The sequence below is a fragment of the Microbacterium sp. Y547 genome (genome assembly GCF_057669785.1).
On the sequence record NZ_JBYHFN010000004.1, the window covers coordinates 294,119 to 311,832 of the forward strand.

The 17,714-nt window shown below is 68.7% G+C and carries 15 protein-coding genes, 1 tRNA gene and 1 pseudogene; 13 read left to right on the forward strand and 4 right to left on the reverse strand.

What is annotated here, in order from left to right:
• Positions 1–14: 14 nt before the first annotated feature.
• Complete coding sequence (locus AC25Y0_RS08500; RefSeq protein WP_488123586.1) at positions 15–1,691, forward strand: FAD-dependent oxidoreductase; 1,677 nt, start codon at positions 15–17, stop codon at positions 1,689–1,691.
• 9 nt (positions 1,692–1,700) lie between these two features.
• A complete protein-coding gene (locus tag AC25Y0_RS08505) occupies positions 1,701–2,000 on the forward strand; it encodes a metal-sensitive transcriptional regulator (RefSeq protein ID WP_488123585.1) in 300 nt (99 codons plus the stop codon).
• Between the two features lie 113 nt (positions 2,001–2,113).
• Here the strand turns inward: AC25Y0_RS08505 and AC25Y0_RS08510 are convergent.
• Positions 2,114–2,184: transfer RNA gene (locus AC25Y0_RS08510), tRNA-Gly, on the reverse strand.
• Between the two features lie 76 nt (positions 2,185–2,260).
• Here AC25Y0_RS08510 and dcd point away from each other — a divergent pair.
• Positions 2,261–2,866, forward strand: coding sequence for a dCTP deaminase (gene dcd, locus AC25Y0_RS08515; RefSeq protein WP_488123584.1), 606 nt, complete (start codon positions 2,261–2,263; stop codon positions 2,864–2,866).
• Positions 2,867–3,033: 167 nt separating this feature from the next.
• Positions 3,034–3,599, forward strand: a pseudogene (locus AC25Y0_RS08520) (BCCT family transporter); the annotation flags it as partial.
• 248 nt (positions 3,600–3,847) lie between these two features.
• Here the strand turns inward: AC25Y0_RS08520 and AC25Y0_RS08525 are convergent.
• Entirely contained in the window at positions 3,848–5,245 is a 1,398-nt protein-coding gene (locus AC25Y0_RS08525; protein ID WP_488123583.1) for an MFS transporter, read from the reverse strand.
• Between the two features lie 258 nt (positions 5,246–5,503).
• Between AC25Y0_RS08525 and dnaK the strand changes: the two genes are divergently transcribed.
• Genes dnaK through AC25Y0_RS08545 form a run of 4 tightly spaced genes read left to right on the forward strand, consistent with a single transcriptional unit; the run spans position 5,504 to position 9,417 of the window.
• The gene (gene dnaK, locus AC25Y0_RS08530; protein ID WP_488123582.1) at positions 5,504–7,360 is read left to right on the forward strand and encodes a molecular chaperone DnaK; all 1,857 of its coding nucleotides are present in this window, start codon (positions 5,504–5,506) and stop codon (positions 7,358–7,360) included.
• Positions 7,361–7,364: 4 nt separating this feature from the next.
• Positions 7,365–7,946, forward strand: a complete 582-nt coding sequence (locus AC25Y0_RS08535; protein WP_488123581.1) for a nucleotide exchange factor GrpE — start codon at positions 7,365–7,367, stop codon at positions 7,944–7,946.
• 12 nt (positions 7,947–7,958) lie between these two features.
• Positions 7,959–8,954: a DnaJ C-terminal domain-containing protein gene (locus AC25Y0_RS08540; protein ID WP_488123580.1), complete on the forward strand. Its 996-nt coding sequence runs from the start codon at positions 7,959–7,961 to the stop codon at positions 8,952–8,954.
• A gap of 13 nt (positions 8,955–8,967) precedes the next feature.
• Positions 8,968–9,417 carry a heat shock protein transcriptional repressor HspR gene (locus tag AC25Y0_RS08545; RefSeq protein WP_488123579.1) on the forward strand — a complete coding sequence of 150 codons (450 nt, stop codon included), beginning with the start codon at positions 8,968–8,970 and terminating at the stop codon, positions 9,415–9,417.
• Here the strand turns inward: AC25Y0_RS08545 and AC25Y0_RS08550 are convergent.
• Positions 9,387–10,787 carry a DUF2252 domain-containing protein gene (locus AC25Y0_RS08550; protein ID WP_488123578.1) on the reverse strand — a complete coding sequence of 467 codons (1,401 nt, stop codon included), beginning with the start codon at positions 10,785–10,787 and terminating at the stop codon, positions 9,387–9,389. The two genes, AC25Y0_RS08545 and AC25Y0_RS08550, sit on opposite strands and share 31 nt — an antisense overlap.
• Before the next feature lie 19 nt (positions 10,788–10,806).
• A complete protein-coding gene (locus AC25Y0_RS08555) occupies positions 10,807–11,397 on the reverse strand; it encodes a hypothetical protein (RefSeq protein WP_488123577.1) in 591 nt (196 codons plus the stop codon).
• Between the two features lie 114 nt (positions 11,398–11,511).
• Between AC25Y0_RS08555 and AC25Y0_RS08560 the strand changes: the two genes are divergently transcribed.
• The 5 genes from AC25Y0_RS08560 to AC25Y0_RS08580 all read left to right on the forward strand — a co-directional run bounded on the left by AC25Y0_RS08560 (position 11,512) and on the right by AC25Y0_RS08580 (position 17,710).
• Positions 11,512–12,720 carry a glycosyltransferase gene (locus AC25Y0_RS08560; protein WP_488123576.1) on the forward strand — a complete coding sequence of 403 codons (1,209 nt, stop codon included), beginning with the start codon at positions 11,512–11,514 and terminating at the stop codon, positions 12,718–12,720.
• Positions 12,721–12,727: 7 nt separating this feature from the next.
• Entirely contained in the window at positions 12,728–13,948 is a 1,221-nt protein-coding gene (locus tag AC25Y0_RS08565) for a glycosyltransferase (RefSeq protein WP_488123575.1), read from the forward strand.
• Positions 13,949–14,119: 171 nt separating this feature from the next.
• Entirely contained in the window at positions 14,120–16,312 is a 2,193-nt protein-coding gene (locus tag AC25Y0_RS08570; protein WP_488123574.1) for an ATP-dependent Clp protease ATP-binding subunit, read from the forward strand.
• A 25-nt stretch (positions 16,313–16,337) separates the two neighbouring features.
• Positions 16,338–16,805: a hypothetical protein gene (locus AC25Y0_RS08575; protein ID WP_488123573.1), complete on the forward strand. Its 468-nt coding sequence runs from the start codon at positions 16,338–16,340 to the stop codon at positions 16,803–16,805.
• Between the two features lie 62 nt (positions 16,806–16,867).
• Positions 16,868–17,710: a UbiA family prenyltransferase gene (locus AC25Y0_RS08580; protein WP_488123572.1), complete on the forward strand. Its 843-nt coding sequence runs from the start codon at positions 16,868–16,870 to the stop codon at positions 17,708–17,710.
• The last annotated feature ends 4 nt before the right edge of the window (positions 17,711–17,714 follow it).

Consider the following 17,714-nt stretch of genomic DNA (forward strand, 5'->3'; position numbering starts at 1 on the left):
GCAGAGGAGATGGGATGAGGATCGTCATCGTCGGTGGTGTCGCGGGCGGGATGTCGGCGGCTACGCGCCTGCGGCGCTTGAATGAGCGCGCCGAGATCGTGGTGTTCGAGCGCGGAGCCCACGTCTCGTTCGCGAACTGCGGCCTGCCGTACTACGTCGGAGGAGTCATCGAAGACCGGGATGCGCTCCTGCTTCAGACTCCCGAGTCTCTTGCGGCACGCTTTCGCCTCGACGTTCGCGTGAACCACGAAGTGATCGGGATCGACCGTGAGGGCAAAACCGTCCAGGTCAGCGCTCAGGGTGGTGCTCCCCGCGAGGAACCGTATGACGTTCTCGTTCTGGCCGGCGGCGCGACCGGCCTCGAGCCCGTTGCCGGACACGGCGTGCCGGTTCACGCGCTCCGGACCGTGGATGATGTCGATGCGATCACCGCCGTGCTCGACGGTGCCGCCGCCGAGCCGCGCGTCGTCGTCGTCGGCGCGGGTTTCATCGGGTTGGAAGCGGTCGAGAATCTCGTGCGCCGCGGCGCACGGGTCACTCTCGTGCAGCGTGGTCCCCGCCCTCTCTCACCGCTGGATCCCGAGATGGCGACACCGGTTCTCGACACGCTCGTCGGCCACGGCGTCGACGTGCGCCTCAACACCACGGTCACCTCGATCAGTCCAGGCACAGTGCATCTGGATGACGGGGCCACCGTCCCGGCAGATCTCGTCATCGAAGCACGCGGAGTGCGACCCGACACCGGCCTCGCGCGGAATGCCGGGCTGGCGATCGGCGCCACCGGCGGTATCGCCGTGAACGAGTTCCAGCGCACGAGCGATCCCTCGATCTACGCCGTCGGAGACGGCGTCGAGAAGGTCGACGCGGTCGACGAATCGGCGACCCTCGTGACCATGGCCGGGCTGGCGAACCGGCACGGCCGCACGGCGGCAGATGCCATCGCCGGAAGCACCGAACCCACCTGGCCCTCGCTCGGCACGGCGATCGTGGGCGTGCTCGGCCTCACTGTCGCGATGGTGGGCTGGAGCGAGACGCGACTGGCAGCCGCGGGCCGCCCGCACCGTGTGGTCCACACGCACCCGTCTTCGCACGCGGGCTACTACCCCGGTGCCGAGCAGATGTCGATGAAGCTTCTCGTCGACCCCGAGACAGACCACATCCTCGGCGCTCAGATCGTCGGCGGTGAAGGTGTCGACAAACGCATCGATGTCATCGCCACGGCGATGACCGGCGGCCTCACCGCCGCGCAGCTGTCACGCCTGGAGCTCGCCTATGCACCCCAGTATGGATCGGCCAAGGACCCCGTGAACATGCTCGGATACGTCGCCGACAACATCGCTTCCGGTCTGGTGCGCAGCGTGCAGTGGCACGAGCTGGAGCAGGCGCGCGGCGACGGCGCCGTCCTGATCGACGTGCGCTCGAGCGCGGAGTTCGAGCGAGGTGCGATCCCCGGAGCCCTCAACATCCCGCTGGACGACATCCGCTCACGGATGGGCGACGTTCCCGAGGCCCCCCTCATCGTGCACTGCCAGGTCGGGCAGCGCGGGCACACGGCGGCCCGACTGCTCAGCGAGTACGGGTATGACGTGCGTAACCTCGATGGCGGATACCGAACCTGGTTGGCGGGAACCGCCGCCGTCCAGCGGACGGATCTGCCGGCCCCCATACCCTCGTCCCTCACCCACGCCTAAAGGACTCTCATGGTGACATCAGCAGATTCCGGCGCCACTCCGGTCGAACCCCGGTCCGAGAGTCAGAAGAAGATCCTCAACCGGCTCCGCCGCGCACAGGGCCAGCTCGTCTCGGTCATTGCGGCTGTCGAGTCCGGCGCCGAGTGCCGCGATGTGGTGCTTCAGCTGGCGGCCGTCTCCAAGGCGCTGGACCGTGCCGGCTTCACGATCGTGTCCTCGGCGATGCGAGAGTGCATGACGACGACCGATGACAGCGCTGACCCCGTCACCGTCGAGGAACTCGAAAAGCTCTTCTTGAGCCTCGCCTGAGCCGCACAGGGTCGGGGCTCTGAAGCGGGGCCCACTCGCAAGCGGCTTCGTTTCGGACGGCATCAACGCCAAAGGCCCGAGCCGGCACCCGTCGTGCCATCTCGAGCCTTTCGAGGGGATGACGGGAATCGAACCCGCGCTATCAGCTTGGGAAGCTGAAGTTCTACCATTGAACTACATCCCCCTTGCGCCCGAAGGCGCGACGCCAGCATAACAAAAGCAGCGTGGGGGGCGGCGGGCGGAGCCTCTAGGCTGGTCGCGTGCTGCTCTCTGACCGTGACATCAAGCTCGAGCTCGGCGCCGGCCGTATCGGTCTGGACCCGTTCGAGCCCGGGATGGTTCAGCCGTCGAGTGTCGACGTGCGCTTGGACCGGTACTTCCGGCTGTTCGACAACCACAAGTACCCGTTCATCGACCCCGCCGAGGACCAGCCCGAGCTGACGCACCTCATCGAGACGGCGCCCGACGAACCGTTCATCCTGCACCCGGGCGAGTTCGTGCTGGGATCGACGTTCGAGCAGGTGACCCTTCCCGACGACGTCGCCGCGCGGCTCGAGGGCAAGTCTTCGCTCGGCCGGCTGGGCCTGCTGACGCACTCGACGGCGGGCTTCATCGACCCCGGTTTCTCGGGGCACGTCACCCTCGAGCTGTCCAATGTCGCGACGCTGCCGATCAAGCTGTGGCCCGGCATGAAGATCGGACAGCTGTGCTTCTTCCGGCTCTCCTCGCCGACCGAGAACCCCTACGGCACGGGGCCGTACAGCAACCGCTATCAGGGCCAGCGCGGACCCACGGCATCCCGATCGTTCTTCAATTTCCACCGCTCCGACGTCGCCACGACCGACGCCGGATCCCGCGGCGCCTGATCGGGCGAGCTCTGGGCAGGCCGGGCCCGCCTCGATAGCGCGGTCGGGTGACGAGCCAGCCCCCACCCCTAGCCGGTCCCTCCGAAGAGGCGGCGCGTCGGTTCCGCCCGGCGCCCTGGGTCATCTGGCTCGCCGCCGTCATCGTGGTCGCGTTCAGCGCGTTCGCGATCATCTTCCCGAATGCCGCAGAGTCGGTCTTCGGCGCGATTCAGACCACCGTCGTGAACACCTTCAGCTGGTACTACGTGCTGATCACGGCGTTCCTCGTCGCCTTCGCGCTCTTCCTCGGCTTCAGCAGATTCGGCGACATCACGCTCGGCCGCGACGACGATGATCCCGAGTTCTCGATGCTCGCCTGGTTCTCGCTGCTGTTCGCGGCCGGCATGGGCATCGGCCTCGTCTTCTACGGCGTGAGCGAGCCGCTCAGCCACTTCGTCGACCCGAAGCCGGGCGTCGCGGGCACCCCCGCGCAGCTCGCGCAGTCGGCGCTCACGCAGACCTACCTGCACTGGGGTGTGTAGGCGTGGGCCATCTACGTCGTCGTCGGGCTCGCCTGGCGTACGCGATCCACCGTCGAGGACGCCCCCTGTCGATCCGGTACGCGCTCGAACCGATCGTGGGCGCAAAGGTCAAGGGCGGATGGGGCCACCTGATCGACACCGTCGCCCTCGTCGGCACGCTGTTCGGCGTCGCGACATCGCTCGGCCTCGGTGTGCTGCAGATCGGCGCAGGTTCTCAATGCCGCCGGACTCATCGACGAGCCCGACGCCCTTCAGCGTGGTCATGCTGCTCATCTGCTGGGCGACGATCGTCGCCTTCCAACGGAGAGGCGGTGTTACAAACGCGCGCAGCGGCGCTTGTTCGTCGAGCAGATCGGAACGCACTACGGCCTCGAAGTCGAGGAGCCCAACGAGTCCGGCGTGCGACTGCCGTCGTGGCTGCGCCCGCGCGGACGCAGCACCGACTGAGCCCAGCCTCAGGTCACTCGATGACGGCCTGCGTGGTCTTGACCGGCAGCATGAGCAGCAGGCCCGCGAGCAGCACGAGCACGATGCCGAGGATGCCCAGACGCGTGTCGCCCGAGAGGGCGACGAACAGGGCGAAGAGCCCCGGCGCGAGGAAGGACACGGCGCGGCCCGTCGTCGCGTACAGGCCGAAGATCTCGCCCTCGCGGCCGGCGGGGGCGATGCGGGCGAGGAACGACCGGCTCGCGGCCTGGATCGGTCCGACGAAGGCGCACAGCACGAGACCCGCGATCCAGAACCCGATCTGGGCCGTCCCGATGAAGAGCACGGCGCTGCCGGCGAGCACGAGCCCCACGAGTGACACCATGATGACGGCTTTGGGGCCGAAGCGGTCGTCGAAGCGGCCGGCGAGGATCGTGAAGACGCCGGCGACGACGTTCGCCGCGACGGCGAAGTAGAGCACCTGCGACGACGAGAAGCCGAACACCTGCGCCGCGATGATCGCGCCGAACGTGAAGACGCCGGCCAGGCCGTCGCGGAAGACGGCGCTCGCGAGCAGGAACATCAGCACCTGGCGGTTGCCGTGCCAGAGCTTCGTGATGGTCGCCCACAGTACGGCGTAGGACCGGAAGAACCCGACGCGCGCCTGACCTTCGCGAGCGGGGACCTCGGGCACACGCAGCAGGACCGGAATCGCGAAGATCCCGAACCACACGGCCGACGCGACGATCGCGAGGCGGATGTTCATGCCGTTGTCGGTCGTGACGCCGAGGGGGCCCGGGCTGTCGACGAGACCGATGAAGAGCACGAGCAGCAGCACGAGCAGCGCGATGCCGCCGACGTAGCCCATGCCCCACCCGAAGCTCGAGACGCGCCCCATGTTCTGCTTCGTCGAGACCTGCACGAGCATGGCGTTGTAGTTGACGCCGGCGAACTCGAAGAAGACGTTGCCGATCGCGAGCAGTGTCGCACCGAGCACGAGGAAGGCGGGCGAACCCTCGACGAAGAACATCGCGGCCATCGCAGCGACGACGAGCATCGTGTTGATGCCGAGCCACAGTTTGCGCCGGCCCGTGCCGTCGGAACGCTGCCCCATGACCGGAGCGAGCGCCGCGATCAGGATGCCGGCGATCATGAGCGCGATGCCCACGAGCGAGGCGTTGTCGGCGAGGGCCCGCACAAGCGCGGGGTCCTTGGCGTCGCCGCCCGCGGCATCGAGGACGGCCGGGTCGACGAAGAGAGGCGAGGCGAGGTAGGTCGAAAAGACGAAGGTCGTCACGACGGCGTTGAAGGCGGCCGAGCCCCAATCCCACAGTGCCCATGCCACGACGCCTCGTGGGCGCGTCGTCTCGGTGGTGCCGACCGTCGCCGCAGCGACCTCGGCCTCGGGCGCGGGCTGATCGGGAAGCGACATGCCCGTCACGCTACCGGCCTCTGATCGTGAGGCGACATCCGCACGGCGAGACCGCGGAAACCCGCCATCGAGACCGGCCGTCGCCGCCGCGCGATCTGCGGGGTTGAGTCGGTCGGTATCAAGTTTGGGTTGACAGCCGCCGCGGGTCGGCAGTAAGGTTGAGTCAGTTCGGCTCAACCTCTGTGGCGGGCCGCCCACGAACTTCACCGACCATTGACCTCGGGTGGCTTTTGCCACCCAGACAGAAGGAGAACGCACATGGCACGAGCTGTGGGAATCGACCTCGGCACGACGAACTCCGTCGTCAGCGTCCTCGAGGGCGGCGAGCCGAAGGTCATCGCCAACGCCGAGGGCTTCCGCACGACGCCCTCCGTCGTCGCCTACACGAAAGACGGCGAGGTGCTCGTCGGCGAGACCGCGAAGCGCCAGGCCGTCACCAACGTCGACCGCACCGTCGCCTCGGTCAAGCGCCACATGGGCACCGACTGGGGCTTCGACGTCGACGGCAAGAAGTGGACGCCGCAGGAGATCTCCGCGCGCATCCTGCAGAAGCTCAAGCGAGACGCAGAGGAGTACCTCGGTGACAAGGTGACGGATGCCGTCATCACGGTGCCCGCCTACTTCAACGACGCCGAGCGCCAGGCCACGAAGGAGGCCGGCGAGATCGCGGGCCTCAACGTGCTCCGCATCATCAACGAGCCCACCGCGGCCGCGCTGGCCTACGGGCTCGACCGCGGCAAGGAGGACGAGCTCATCCTCGTCTTCGACCTCGGTGGCGGAACGTTCGACGTGTCGCTGCTCGAAGTGGGCAAGGACGACGACTTCTCGACGATCCAGGTGCGCGCGACCTCCGGTGACAACCGCCTCGGTGGCGACGACTGGGACCAGCGTCTCGTCGAGTACCTGATCAAGCAGTTCAAGGACACGACGGGCGTCGACGTCTCGGGCGACAAGATCGCCCTGCAGCGCCTCAAGGAGGCCGCGGAGCAGGCGAAGAAGGAGCTGTCGAGCTCGACGTCGACGAGCATCAACCTGCCGTACCTGTCGCTCACCGACAGCGGCCCAGTGTCGCTTTCCGAGACGATCACGCGCGCCAAGTTCGAGGACCTCACGAAGGACCTGCTCGACCGCACCAAGAAGCCCTTCGAGGACGTCATCCGCGAAGCCGGCATCAAGGTCGCCGACATCGACCACGTCGTCCTGGTGGGCGGTTCGACCCGCATGCCCGCGGTCGCCGAGCTGGTCAAGAAGGAGACGGGCAAGGACGCCAACAAGGGTGTGAACCCCGATGAGGTCGTCGCCGTGGGCGCCGCGCTCCAGGCCGGTGTCCTCAAGGGCGAGCGCAAGGACGTCCTGCTCATCGACGTGACCCCCCTGAGCCTCGGCATCGAGACGAAGGGCGGCATCATGACGAAGCTCATCGAGCGCAACACCGCAATTCCGACCAAGCGCAGCGAGACCTTCACGACCGCCGACGACAACCAGCCGTCGGTGGCGATCCAGGTCTTCCAGGGCGAGCGCGAGTTCACCCGTGACAACAAGCCGCTGGGCACGTTCGAGCTGACCGGCATCGCGCCGGCGCCCCGGGGCATCCCGCAGGTCGAGGTCACCTTCGACATCGACGCGAACGGCATCGTGCACGTGTCCGCCAAGGACAAGGGCACGGGCAAGGAGCAGTCGATGACGATCACGGGCGGCTCGTCGCTGCCCAAGGAAGACATCGACCGCATGGTGCGCGAGGCTGAGGAGCACGCCGCCGAGGACAAGAAGCGCCGCGAAGGCGCTGAGACCCGCAACCAGGCCGAGGCCCTGGCCTACCAGATCGAGAAGCTCATCTCGGAGAACGAGGACAAGATCCCCGCCGACGTGAAGGAATCGGTCCAGGCCGACATCACCGACCTGAAGTCGGCCCTCGCAGGCGACGACGACGACAAGGTCAAGCAGGCCTTCGACAAGCTCAGCCAGAGCCAGACGAAGCTCGGCGAAGCGATCTACGCGCAGAACTCGGATGCTGCCGCCGGCGGCGCGGCCGAAGACGGAGCCCAGGCACCCAGCGGTGCCGAGGAGGACGTCATCGACGCCGAAGTGGTCGACGACGAAGAGGACAAGAAGTAGAACTATGACGGACAAGGACTTCGAAGAGGTCCGTCCGGGCGACGAGGGGTCGGAGGCAAACGTCTCCGACCCCGCGTCGCACCAGGACGACCTGACGGTCGAGGACATCCTCGGCGCCGACCAGACGGACGACGCGCTCACGGCCGACGATGCGGTGGATCTTCCGCCCGAGGCGTCGGGTTACCTCGCCGACCTGAAACGGCTGACCGCCGAGTACGCCAACTACCGGCGCCGCACCGAAGAGCAGCGGCAGCTCGAGATCGAGCGAGCCAAGGGCGAGGCGGCCAAGAGCCTGCTGTCCGTGCTCGATGACCTCGACCGCGCTGAGAAGCACGGCGACCTCGAAGAGGGCACTGCCTTCGCCGTGATCGCCGAGAAGGTGCGCGCTGCGGTGGCCAAGCTGGGCGTCACCGCTCACGGCGCCGCCGGCGAGGTCTTCGACCCGCAGCAGCACGAAGCGATCTTCCAGGTTCCGACGCCGGGGCAGGCGACCCCGACGATCGTCGAGGTCGCCGAGGTGGGCTACCGCCTGGGCGATGTCGAACTGCGTCCTGCGAAGGTCGTGGTTGCCGTGGCGGCGGAATAGGCAGGGGCGTTCATGGCCAGTCAAGACTGGTTCGACAAGGACTTCTACAAGGTCCTCGGGGTCAGCAAGGACGTCTCTGACGCAGACCTGAAGAAGACGTATCGCAAGCTCGCGCGCAAGTATCACCCCGATTCGAATCAAGCGGACGCCGCGGCTGAAGCCAAGTTCAAAGAGATCAGCGAAGCGTATGCCGTGCTGTCGGACGCCGAGCAGCGCCAAGAGTACGACCAGATCCGCGCCATGGGCTCGGGCGCCCGCTTCACGGCGGGCGGCCAGGGCGCCGGCGGGTTCGAAGACGTCTTCTCGCAGTTCGGGCAGAGCCGCGGTGGTGGACGCTATGCCTCCGCCGCTGATTTCGACGACATCTTCTCCATGTTCGGGCAGCAGCAGGGCGCCGGGTTCGGCTCGGGCCGCTTCGGGCAGACGACGGGCGGATTCCGCGGCTACGGGGGTCCTACCAAGGGCGCCGACGTCACGGCACGCACGACCGTCGACTTCGTCACAGCGACGAAGGGCGAGACCATCTCGCTGCAGGGCGAAGACGGAAAGCCGTTCAAGGTCAAGATCCCCGCGGGGGTCTCAGACGGGCAGAAGATCCGACTGCGCGGGCGCGGACGACCGTCGCTCGACGGCGGCGAGCCCGGTGACATCGTCGTTCAGGTCGCGGTGCGCCCGCACCCCGTCTTCGAGCGGGACGGGCTGAACCTGCGCGTCAAGGTGCCCGTCACCTTCACCGAAGCAGCCCTCGGGGCCACCATCGAGGTGCCCACGCTCGGCGGCGACCCCGTCAAGCTGCGCGTCGCACCCGGCACTCCGTCGGGGCGCGTGCTGCGCGTCAAGGGACGCGGCGTTCAGACATCCAAGGGCACGGGCGACCTTCTCGCCGAGGTTCAGGTCGCCGTGCCGGCGCACCTCGACGACGCCGCGCGCGAGGCGCTCGAGCGGTTCCAGTCGCTCGAGCCGAAAGAGAACCCGCGGGCAGACCTCATGGCGAAGTCGCGCGGCTGACAGGGGGTGACCGATGATGTCTGACGATCTCGACGAAGATGCCCCCATCTTCGCGATCGCGGTGGCCGCCGAGTTGTCGGGCATGCACCCGCAGACACTGCGGCAGTACGACCGGCTCGGTCTGGTGACGCCCGCGCGCACGCAGGGTGGCTCGCGGCGGTACTCGCTGCGGCATATCGAGCAGCTCCGCGAGGTCGCACGTCTGTCGTGTGACGGCATCGGCCTGCCCGCGATCATGCGCATCCTCGAGCTCGAGCGTCGGGTTCGGGAACTGACGTCTCGCGTCTACGAGCTCGAGGAGCGCATGCAGTCCGAGCTCGAGCGCCGCCCCGGTGCGCGCGTCTTCGTGGCCGAATCGACCGGGGCCGTCGTGCCGCTGCGTCGCGGCACGCGCGTGCGCCGCTCGACCGGGCTCACCGTGTGGCGGCCTCGTCAGCTGGGGCGTGACAACGACGACGACTGATCCGCGGATGCCGCGACGAACGCGTCGTAGTCGGCGCGGGACAGCCTGGCGTAGGCGTTGGCCCACTCGAGCAGCGCCTCGCCGATGAGCCGTCCGTTGCCGATGTATCCCGACACCACCGCGGCGTTCGCCGATTGCGCATGCGCGCGAGCCAGCGTCGCGGCGCAGGCTTCGGCATAGACGCGGAAGGGCCGGTCCTCGAGCTGTTCGAGATCGAGGCCGCCCTTCATGTCGTGGAACTGGCGGACGTAGAAGTCGCCCGCGAACGCCCGCAGGTGTCCCAGGAACGGGTCGGAGGTCGCCTGCAGAATGCGCTGCATCGCGACGACGCGTCCGCCCTGGCCGTAGCGGTCGATGTGCTCGTGAGCGGCTGCCGGCTGCGAGATGCCGCCGTACTGCGCGAGCACACTCTGACCGGCTTGCTTGGCCTGCAGGATGAGCGAGCCGCCGTCGCCGTCCTGCAGGAGGATCAGGCTGCACACCGTCCCGACGCTGCCGACCCCCACCACCCGGCGGGCGAGGTCTGACACGGTGTAGTGCGTCATCAGCAGGCGGATGTCGATGTCGGCGCTCTCGGCGTATGCCCGGGCGTTCTCGTGCAGCCGGTCCCGTGCAGCGGCGCTCGCGTGCACCATGGTGGGGGGGCGCTCGAGGAACACCATGCGGCCGTCGGGCAGCGTTTCGGTCAGTTTCCGGGCGGCGCGCTCGCCCGTGCGCTTCTCGGCGTCGCGGATCGCCTCTTTGAGCACGAGCCGCGTCTCGCGGTCGGCGGCCGCCGCGACCGCACGCACGTCGAACTGCACGAAGTACCGGTCCAGCGGGCTCCGGGCGGAGTGGGCAGCCATCGCACGCGCATACGTGCGCACCGCGGCCAGGGTGGCATCCTGCACCACCGTCTCGTCCCGACTGGATGCCTGCCCGCCGATGACGATGCTGGCGACGAGACGCTTGACGTCCCATTCCCAGGGCGCCCATGCGGCTTCGTCGAAGTCGTTCAGGTCGAACACGAGCGTGCGCTGCGGTGACGCGAAGAACCCGAAGTTCGCCACATGGGCGTCGCCGCACGAGGGCACGAGGATGCCGCTGTGCGGGTCCCGCCCCAGATCGGCGGCCTGCAGGGCGGCGGTGCCGCGGTAGAACGCGAACGGACTCGCCGCCATCCGCTCGGTGCGCAGCGGCACGAGTTCGGGGATCCGTGTCGCGTTCTGGTCGTCGAGGATGCGCAGCGGGTCACGGCCCGTGGTCGTGAGCTGCGACAGCGTGCTGCGCGGCACGCGCGAGCGGACAGCGCGGCCCTCCGCGGTCCGGGCCGCCACCGTCGGCGGCAGGGTCCACGTCTCGGCGAACGGCGATGCGACCGGCGTTGTCATGCGTGCATTGTCTCGCAGGTCAGGACGGTCCCAGGCGCAAGACTCCCGGTGTCTCTCCGACGGGCAGATCTTCGCTGATGCGCACGCTCCTCGCGAGGTCGTCGACCGCCCCGATCACGGTGCCGAATCGCTCGCGGTCGGCGCACACGGCGGACACCGTCACGAAGTGCGTCCCGGTGTCCCACGTGTAGGTCGCGAACGGCGGCGTCCGCGGATCCGGGGGGAGGGGCATCGCCAGCTTCTCGCCTGCGCCGAGGTATGTGCCGCGGAACGTCTCGGTGTCGTCGTATTCCATCGGCATCATGGCTCGCGCCGTGCGCAGCTGCGGGGTGGCCTCCTGCACCTGTGCCATCACGACGACGAGCTCGGGGTCGGCCTTCCACACCCACACCAGGACGCGGCCCGCCGCCTTGCGCATGAGAAAGGGCGCCGCCTGGCTCATCGCCCACGCCGCCACGCCGCTGCCGGGGCGCTCGGCCCCCATGGCGCTGTTCGCTCGGGTCAGCAGCATCCGGATCGCGGCTTTGCGGTGTCGGCGTCCGCGCCAGCCGAGGGATTCCGTGACCGGAACCCACAGCGTCGCGTCGGCATCGGCGTGCAGTCGGGGCATGACTCCAGGGTAGGCGTGTTCCCCGGACCCTCGGAGGCGCTCAGGCTACAGTGGGAGCGGCGCGCGTCCTCCCCACTGCGTGCCGCTCCGCACTACAGACAGGCCGCATTCTTCGTGACCGAATCCGCGACGCCCGCCGACCATGCCGCCGACGCGCGGCCGCTGACGATCCTGATCGGCGCCGATACGTTCCTGCCGCACGTCAACGGCGCCGCCCGCTTCGCCGAGCGTCTCGCCGCGGGACTGGTCGAGCGCGGCCATGACGTACACGTCATGGCGCCGAGCGCCGGGCACCGCAACCACGGCACGTTCCGCGAGGTCATCGAGGGCGAGCAGATGACCCTGCACCGCCTGCCGTCGTGGCGCTGGCCCCCGCATGACTGGCTCACGTTCGTGCTGCCGTGGATGTCGAAGCGCTACGCGCGCCGTGTGCTCGACGAGGTGCGCCCCGACGTCGTGCACATCCAGTCGCACATCGTCGTGGGCCGGGGCCTGGCGCGCGAAGCCCGCAAGCGCGGCATCCCCGTCGTGGCGACGAACCACGTCATGGCCGAGAACATCCTCGACTTCACGACCCTGCCGCCGGTTCTCGACAAGATCGTGGTCAGGCTCGCATGGAACGACGCCAAGCGCACCTTCGGCATGACGCGCGCCGTCACGACGCCGACGCGGCGGGCGGCCGACTTCCTCGAGACGACGATCGACATCCGCGGCGTCGTGCCGATCAGCTGTGGTCTGGATGCCCGCAACTACACTCCCGATCTCACGCCTCGTGACGCGAACCGCATCGTGTTCGTCGGCCGGCTCACGAGCGAGAAGCAGATCGATGTCGTGCTGCGAGCGATCACCAAGCTCGATCCCGCGCTCGATGTGACGTTCGACATCGTCGGGAACGGCGATCAGCGCCGCAACCTCGAACAGCTCGCCAGCGAGCTGGGCCTCGCCGACCGGGTGACGTTCCACGGCTACACGACCGACGAAGAGCTGCGCGCCATCCTCAGCCGTGCGAGCGTCTTCGCCATCGCATCGATCGCCGAGCTGCAGTCGATCGCGACGATGGAGGCGATGGCGTCGGGACTGCCCATCGTCGGGGCGAACGCCGTCGCACTGCCGCACCTCGTGCACGACGGCGAGAACGGATATCTTTTCGAGCCGGGCGACGTCGACGACCTCGCGGCCAAGCTCACGAGCGTGCTGACGCAGTCGCCCGAAGAGCGCCTGCGCATGCAGCAGGCATCGCTCGACGGCGTGAAGATCCACGACATGCAGCGCACCCTCGACACGTTCGAGGCGCTGTACCGCGACGAGCCCCTGCCGGAGTGAGCCGCCCGTGCACGTCGTGATGTTCGGCGATCAGCACGTCGAGACTCTCGGCGGTGCGCAGGTGTCGATGCGGCTGCAGCGGAGGTTCCTCGAAAAGGCCGGCCACACCGTGACGCTGGTCGCACCGGCCAGGCACGGCCGTCGCGCGGCGCCGTTCGACACGGCCTATGTCGACGTGCCCTCGATTCCCATCACGCTCGATCGCGAGTACGCGATGTCGTGGCCCGGTCGGCGCACAGACGAGCGGGTGGATGCGGCGCTCGCGGGCCGCGCGCCCGTCGATGTCGTGCACGTGCAGGCTGATTTCTGGGGTGCGTTCATCGGATACCGCTTCGCGAAGCGGCACGGGCTCCCGGTCGTGCACACGATGCACAACCGCGTCGACGTGGGAATCGAAGCGACGGCCCCGTTCCCGGGGCTCGTGCTGAGCGCGCTGAACGCGTGGAGTCGCGTCGCGCTGGCCGAGCCGACACCGGGCCGCGACGGGTGGGCCTACCTGCGACGCCTCGCGCGCGGTGCCCGGGCGGTCACTGCTCCGTCTCAGCACTTCGCCGAGCGGCTTGAGCAGCACGGAGTCTTCGTCGACGTCGACGTCGTATGGAACGGCATCGACGACGACGTGCTCGACGACGTGCTCGCCGCCGCCCCTGCGGTGCGCGAACCGGGCCCGGCGCGGTTCGTGTGGCTCGGGCGCATGAGTCCCGAGAAGCGCCTGCTGCCGTTCCTCGAGGCCCTCGCGCGGTCCGGCGTGCGTGCCGAGGTCGAGATCATCGGCGGGGGTGGGCAGCTCGCCGCGGCCCGTCGGACCGTCGAGCGGCTTCGGCCCGCAGCATCCGTCGTCTTCTCGGGCCGGATGCCGTATGCCCAGACCCTCCGCCGCATCCAAGCCGCCGACGCCGTGGTGCAGACCTCGATCGGCTTCGAGACGCAGGGCATGACGATCTTCGAGGCGGCGTCGCTCGGCACGCCGTCGATCGTGAGCGACACCGACCTCGCGCGCGAGCTCGGCCGGGGGTTCTGGGCCGTCGGTGGTGACGTCGATGCGCCCCCCGCGGTGGCCGACGCATCGGTCGACGCACTTGCCTCGGCGCTGCAGCAGGCGGTGCGGGACATCGCTGCGGGGTCGGCGGTGCAGCCGGATCCGGGGATCCGTGAGCGCTTCCGTCAGTCGTCGCGCACGGCTGCGATGGTCGAGGTGTACGACCGCGCGCGCGCGTCCACGGCCTGACACCCCGCCGCGTCCGGGTCAGCCGGACACTTCGTCGCGCACGCGGCGATGGTCTCGCTGTGCCCGCGCGCCGGTGGGCGGCGGCGCAGACCCTTGCCGCGATGGAGCCCCCTGCGCTAAACTTGAGTCAACTCGGCTCAACCTTTGAGCCCTCAGGCCTCAGGAGCTCCCATGAACGCACAGCCCCAGCCCGGGCAGGACGACCAGCAGAGTGCCCTCGAGCAGTTCGGGATCAACCTCACCGACCGAGCCCGCCAGGGCAAGCTCGACCCCGTCATCGGGCGAGACAGCGAGATCCGCCGCGTCAGCCAGGTGCTGACCCGCCGCACCAAGAACAACCCCGTCCTGATCGGCGAACCCGGCGTCGGCAAGACGGCCGTCGTCGAAGGTCTCGCCCAGCGCATCGTCGCGGGCGATGTCGCCGAGTCGCTCAAGGGCAAAGAACTCATCAGCCTCGACATGTCCGCCCTCGTCGCCGGCGCGATGTACCGCGGTCAGTTCGAAGAGCGACTCAAGAACGTGCTCAAAGAGATCACCGAGTCCGAAGGCCAGGTGATCACCTTCATCGATGAGCTGCACGTGCTCATGGGTGCGGGTGGCGGCGAGGGCTCGGTGGCGGCATCCAACATGCTCAAGCCCATGCTCGCGCGCGGCGAGCTGCGCCTCATCGGCGCGACGACGCTCAACGAGTACCGCGAGTTCATCGAGAAGGATGCCGCGCTTGAGCGCCGCTTCCAGCAGGTGTACGTCGGCGAGCCCAGTGTCGAAGACACGATCGCGATCCTTCGCGGGCTCAAGGAGCGCTACGAAGCCCACCACAAGGTGGCGATCGCCGACGGCGCGCTGGTGGCTGCGGCATCCCTGTCGAATCGCTACATCCCCTCGCGCCAGCTGCCCGACAAGGCGATCGACCTCATCGACGAAGCCGCGTCGCGGCTGCGCATGGAGATCGACTCGGCACCGCTCGTGATCGACGAGCTGCGGCGGCACGTCGACCGGCTCAAGCTCGAAGAGATGGCACTCAAGCGCGAGAAGGACGACGCGTCGAAAGAGCGCCTCGCGACACTGCGCGAAACGCTCAAGACCGAACAAGGCCGTCTCGCCGAGCTGCAGAACCGCTGGGAGCAGGAGCGCGCATCGCTCAACCTCGTCGGTGACCTCAAGACCCAGCTGGATGCCGCCCGCATCGAAGCCGATCGCGCGCAGCGCGAGGGCAACCTCGAACGGGCGTCACGGCTGCTCTATGCCGACATCCCCGCGCTCGAGCGCAAGCTCATGGACGCAGAGAAGGCCGAGAGCAGCGACGACCGGATGGTCGGTGACCAGGTGACCGATGAGGACATCGCCAAAGTCATCGCCGCGTGGACCGGCATCCCCGTCGGGCGCCTGCTGCAGGGCGAGACCGAGAAGCTGCTTCACCTCGAGAGCGAGCTGGGCAAGCGGATCATCGGGCAGAAGGACGCCGTCAAGACCGTCTCCGATGCCGTGCGCCGCTCGCGCGCCGGCATCAGCGACCCGCAGCGTCCGACCGGCTCGTTCCTGTTCCTCGGCCCGACCGGCGTCGGCAAGACCGAGCTCGCCAAAGCGCTCGCCGAGTTCCTCTTCGACGACGAGCACGCCATGGTGCGCATCGACATGTCGGAGTACGGCGAGAAGCACTCGGTCTCCCGCCTCGTCGGTGCCCCTCCGGGGTACGTCGGCTACGAGCAGGGCGGGCAGCTGACCGAGGCCGTGCGACGGCGTCCGTACTCGGTCGTTCTTCTCGACGAGGTCGAGAAGGCGCATCCCGAAGTGTTCGACGTGCTGCTACAGGTCATGGACGACGGGCGCCTCACCGACGGCCAGGGCCGGACGGTCGACTTCACGAACGTCATCCTGATCCTGACGTCGAACCTCGGCTCACCGATCCTGATCGACCCGACCCTGACGACCGAGCAGAAGCGCGAGCAGGTGCTGGCGCTCGTGCGCCAGACGTTCCGCCCGGAGTTCGTCAACCGGCTCGACGACACCGTCGTGTTCCACGCTCTCACCGAGGACGACCTCGCGCAGATCGTCGAACTGTCCGTCGATGCGCTGCAACGCCGCCTCAAGGACCGTCGCCTGACACTCGCTGTGACGCCGGATGCCCGCGCGTGGCTGGCCGAACGCGGATACGACCCGTTGTTCGGGGCGCGGCCGCTGCGCCGGCTCATCCAGTCCGAGATCCAGGACCGCCTCGCGATGGCGATCCTCGGCGGGGGCATCCACGACGGCGACGCCGTGCGCGTCGATGTCGCCGCCGACGGAGCGACGCTCGTGCTCACGAGCGAGCGCATGCCCCCGATGGACGAGGAGATCGTCGACGCCGAGCTGATCGAGGACTGACCGCGATAGCCGATACGGTCGGGGGATGCACATCGCAACCTCCGGCCGTTTCGTCTTCGTCGCGCAGTGGATTCTCGCGCTCCTCCTGCCCCTGTTCGTCATCGTGGGGCGAGGGATCGTCGGCTCGCCGCTGGGCTGGATGATGGTGATCGGCGTCTGGTTCGGCCTCTTCGGGATCATCGCGCTGTACGTGCCGCCCGTTCTGACGCTGTTCGACCGTGAGGTGCGCGCCGCGAAGGCCACGCGCACGGTCTACACCGCGGCGACGTGGGTGCTGTGGGCAGCGCTCGTCGTGTTCGCGGTCACTCTCGTCGACGGCGGCGACGACGGCGAAGTGGGCTCGGCGCTCACGGTGTGGACAGGCGGCGCCCTGTCGGATGACGCATCCAACGTCATCGCCCTCATGGCCGTACTCGTCGGCTTCGTGGCCCTGATCGTCGCGTTCGCGGCGGCGATCGCCGGTATCGTCCGCGCCCGCCGTAAGGTCGGCTGACCCCACACAGGGCGCTGCCTGCGCGCTCGCGGCGAGAGCGCGTGGACGTGAGAGTATCGAGCGTGAGCGTCATACGAGGACTGTGGGGATCATCCCACCCCGGGCCGACGCTCGTCGTGACCGCCCTCGCGCTCGCCCTCGGTCTCGCGGTCTCGCTCGACCTGTGGCGACTCGCGCTGCTGACGATCGCCGTGTTCGCGGGGCAGCTGTCGATCGGCATCTCGAACGACGCGTTCGACGCGGGCCGTGATCGCGCCGTCGGCCGTACCGACAAACCCCTCGCGCGCGGCGACGTGAGCCTTCGCACCGCGTGGATCGCGGCATGGGGCACCCTCGCGATCGCACTCGCGCTGTCCGACATCCTCGATTGGCGGATGCTGGCAGCGCACGCTCTTCTGCTGGGATCGGGCTGGTCGTACAACGCGGGGCTCAAGGCCACCGCCGTCTCGGTCGTGCCCTTCATGGTGAGCTTCGGCGTCTTCCCCTCGCTCGCGCCGCTCTCGGCGGCCGACCCGGCCTTCGCCGCGGGATGGGCGTGGATCGCCGGGGCCGCCTTCGGCGTCGCCGTGCATCTCACGAACGTGCTGCCCGACCTCGATGACGATGCGCGCACGGGCGTGCGGGGTCTGCCGCACCGGATCGGCCCGCGGTGGTCTGCCGTCATCGCGGCCGTCGCCGTGAGCGGAGGGGCCCTCGCCGTGCTGCTCGGCCCGGCCGCGGGAGACCCGGCGGCCATAACGCCGCTGTCGTGGGTGTTCTTCGCGGGAGTGCTCCTCGTCGCGGTCGCCACGGTGGTCCGCGCGGTCATCAGGCCCCCGGCGCGCATCCTCTTCCGCCTCGTCATGCTCGCGGCGCTCCTGCTCGCGGCGCAGCTCGTCGCCTCGGGATCGGCGCTGTCGGGCTGAACCG

Coding starts and splice junctions, on each gene's coding strand:
- AC25Y0_RS08500 (WP_488123586.1), top strand. CDS start 15: ATGAGGATCGTCATCGTCGGTGGTGTCGCGGGCGGGATGTCGGCGGCT.
- AC25Y0_RS08505 (WP_488123585.1), top strand. CDS start 1,701: ATGGTGACATCAGCAGATTCCGGCGCCACTCCGGTCGAACCCCGGTCC.
- AC25Y0_RS08525 (WP_488123583.1), bottom strand. CDS start 5,245: ATGTCGCTTCCCGATCAGCCCGCGCCCGAGGCCGAGGTCGCTGCGGCG.
- dnaK (WP_488123582.1), top strand. CDS start 5,504: ATGGCACGAGCTGTGGGAATCGACCTCGGCACGACGAACTCCGTCGTC.
- AC25Y0_RS08535 (WP_488123581.1), top strand. CDS start 7,365: ATGACGGACAAGGACTTCGAAGAGGTCCGTCCGGGCGACGAGGGGTCG.
- AC25Y0_RS08540 (WP_488123580.1), top strand. CDS start 7,959: ATGGCCAGTCAAGACTGGTTCGACAAGGACTTCTACAAGGTCCTCGGG.
- AC25Y0_RS08545 (WP_488123579.1), top strand. CDS start 8,968: ATGATGTCTGACGATCTCGACGAAGATGCCCCCATCTTCGCGATCGCG.
- AC25Y0_RS08550 (WP_488123578.1), bottom strand. CDS start 10,787: ATGACAACGCCGGTCGCATCGCCGTTCGCCGAGACGTGGACCCTGCCG.
- AC25Y0_RS08555 (WP_488123577.1), bottom strand. CDS start 11,397: ATGCCCCGACTGCACGCCGATGCCGACGCGACGCTGTGGGTTCCGGTC.
- AC25Y0_RS08570 (WP_488123574.1), top strand. CDS start 14,120: ATGAACGCACAGCCCCAGCCCGGGCAGGACGACCAGCAGAGTGCCCTC.
- AC25Y0_RS08575 (WP_488123573.1), top strand. CDS start 16,338: ATGCACATCGCAACCTCCGGCCGTTTCGTCTTCGTCGCGCAGTGGATT.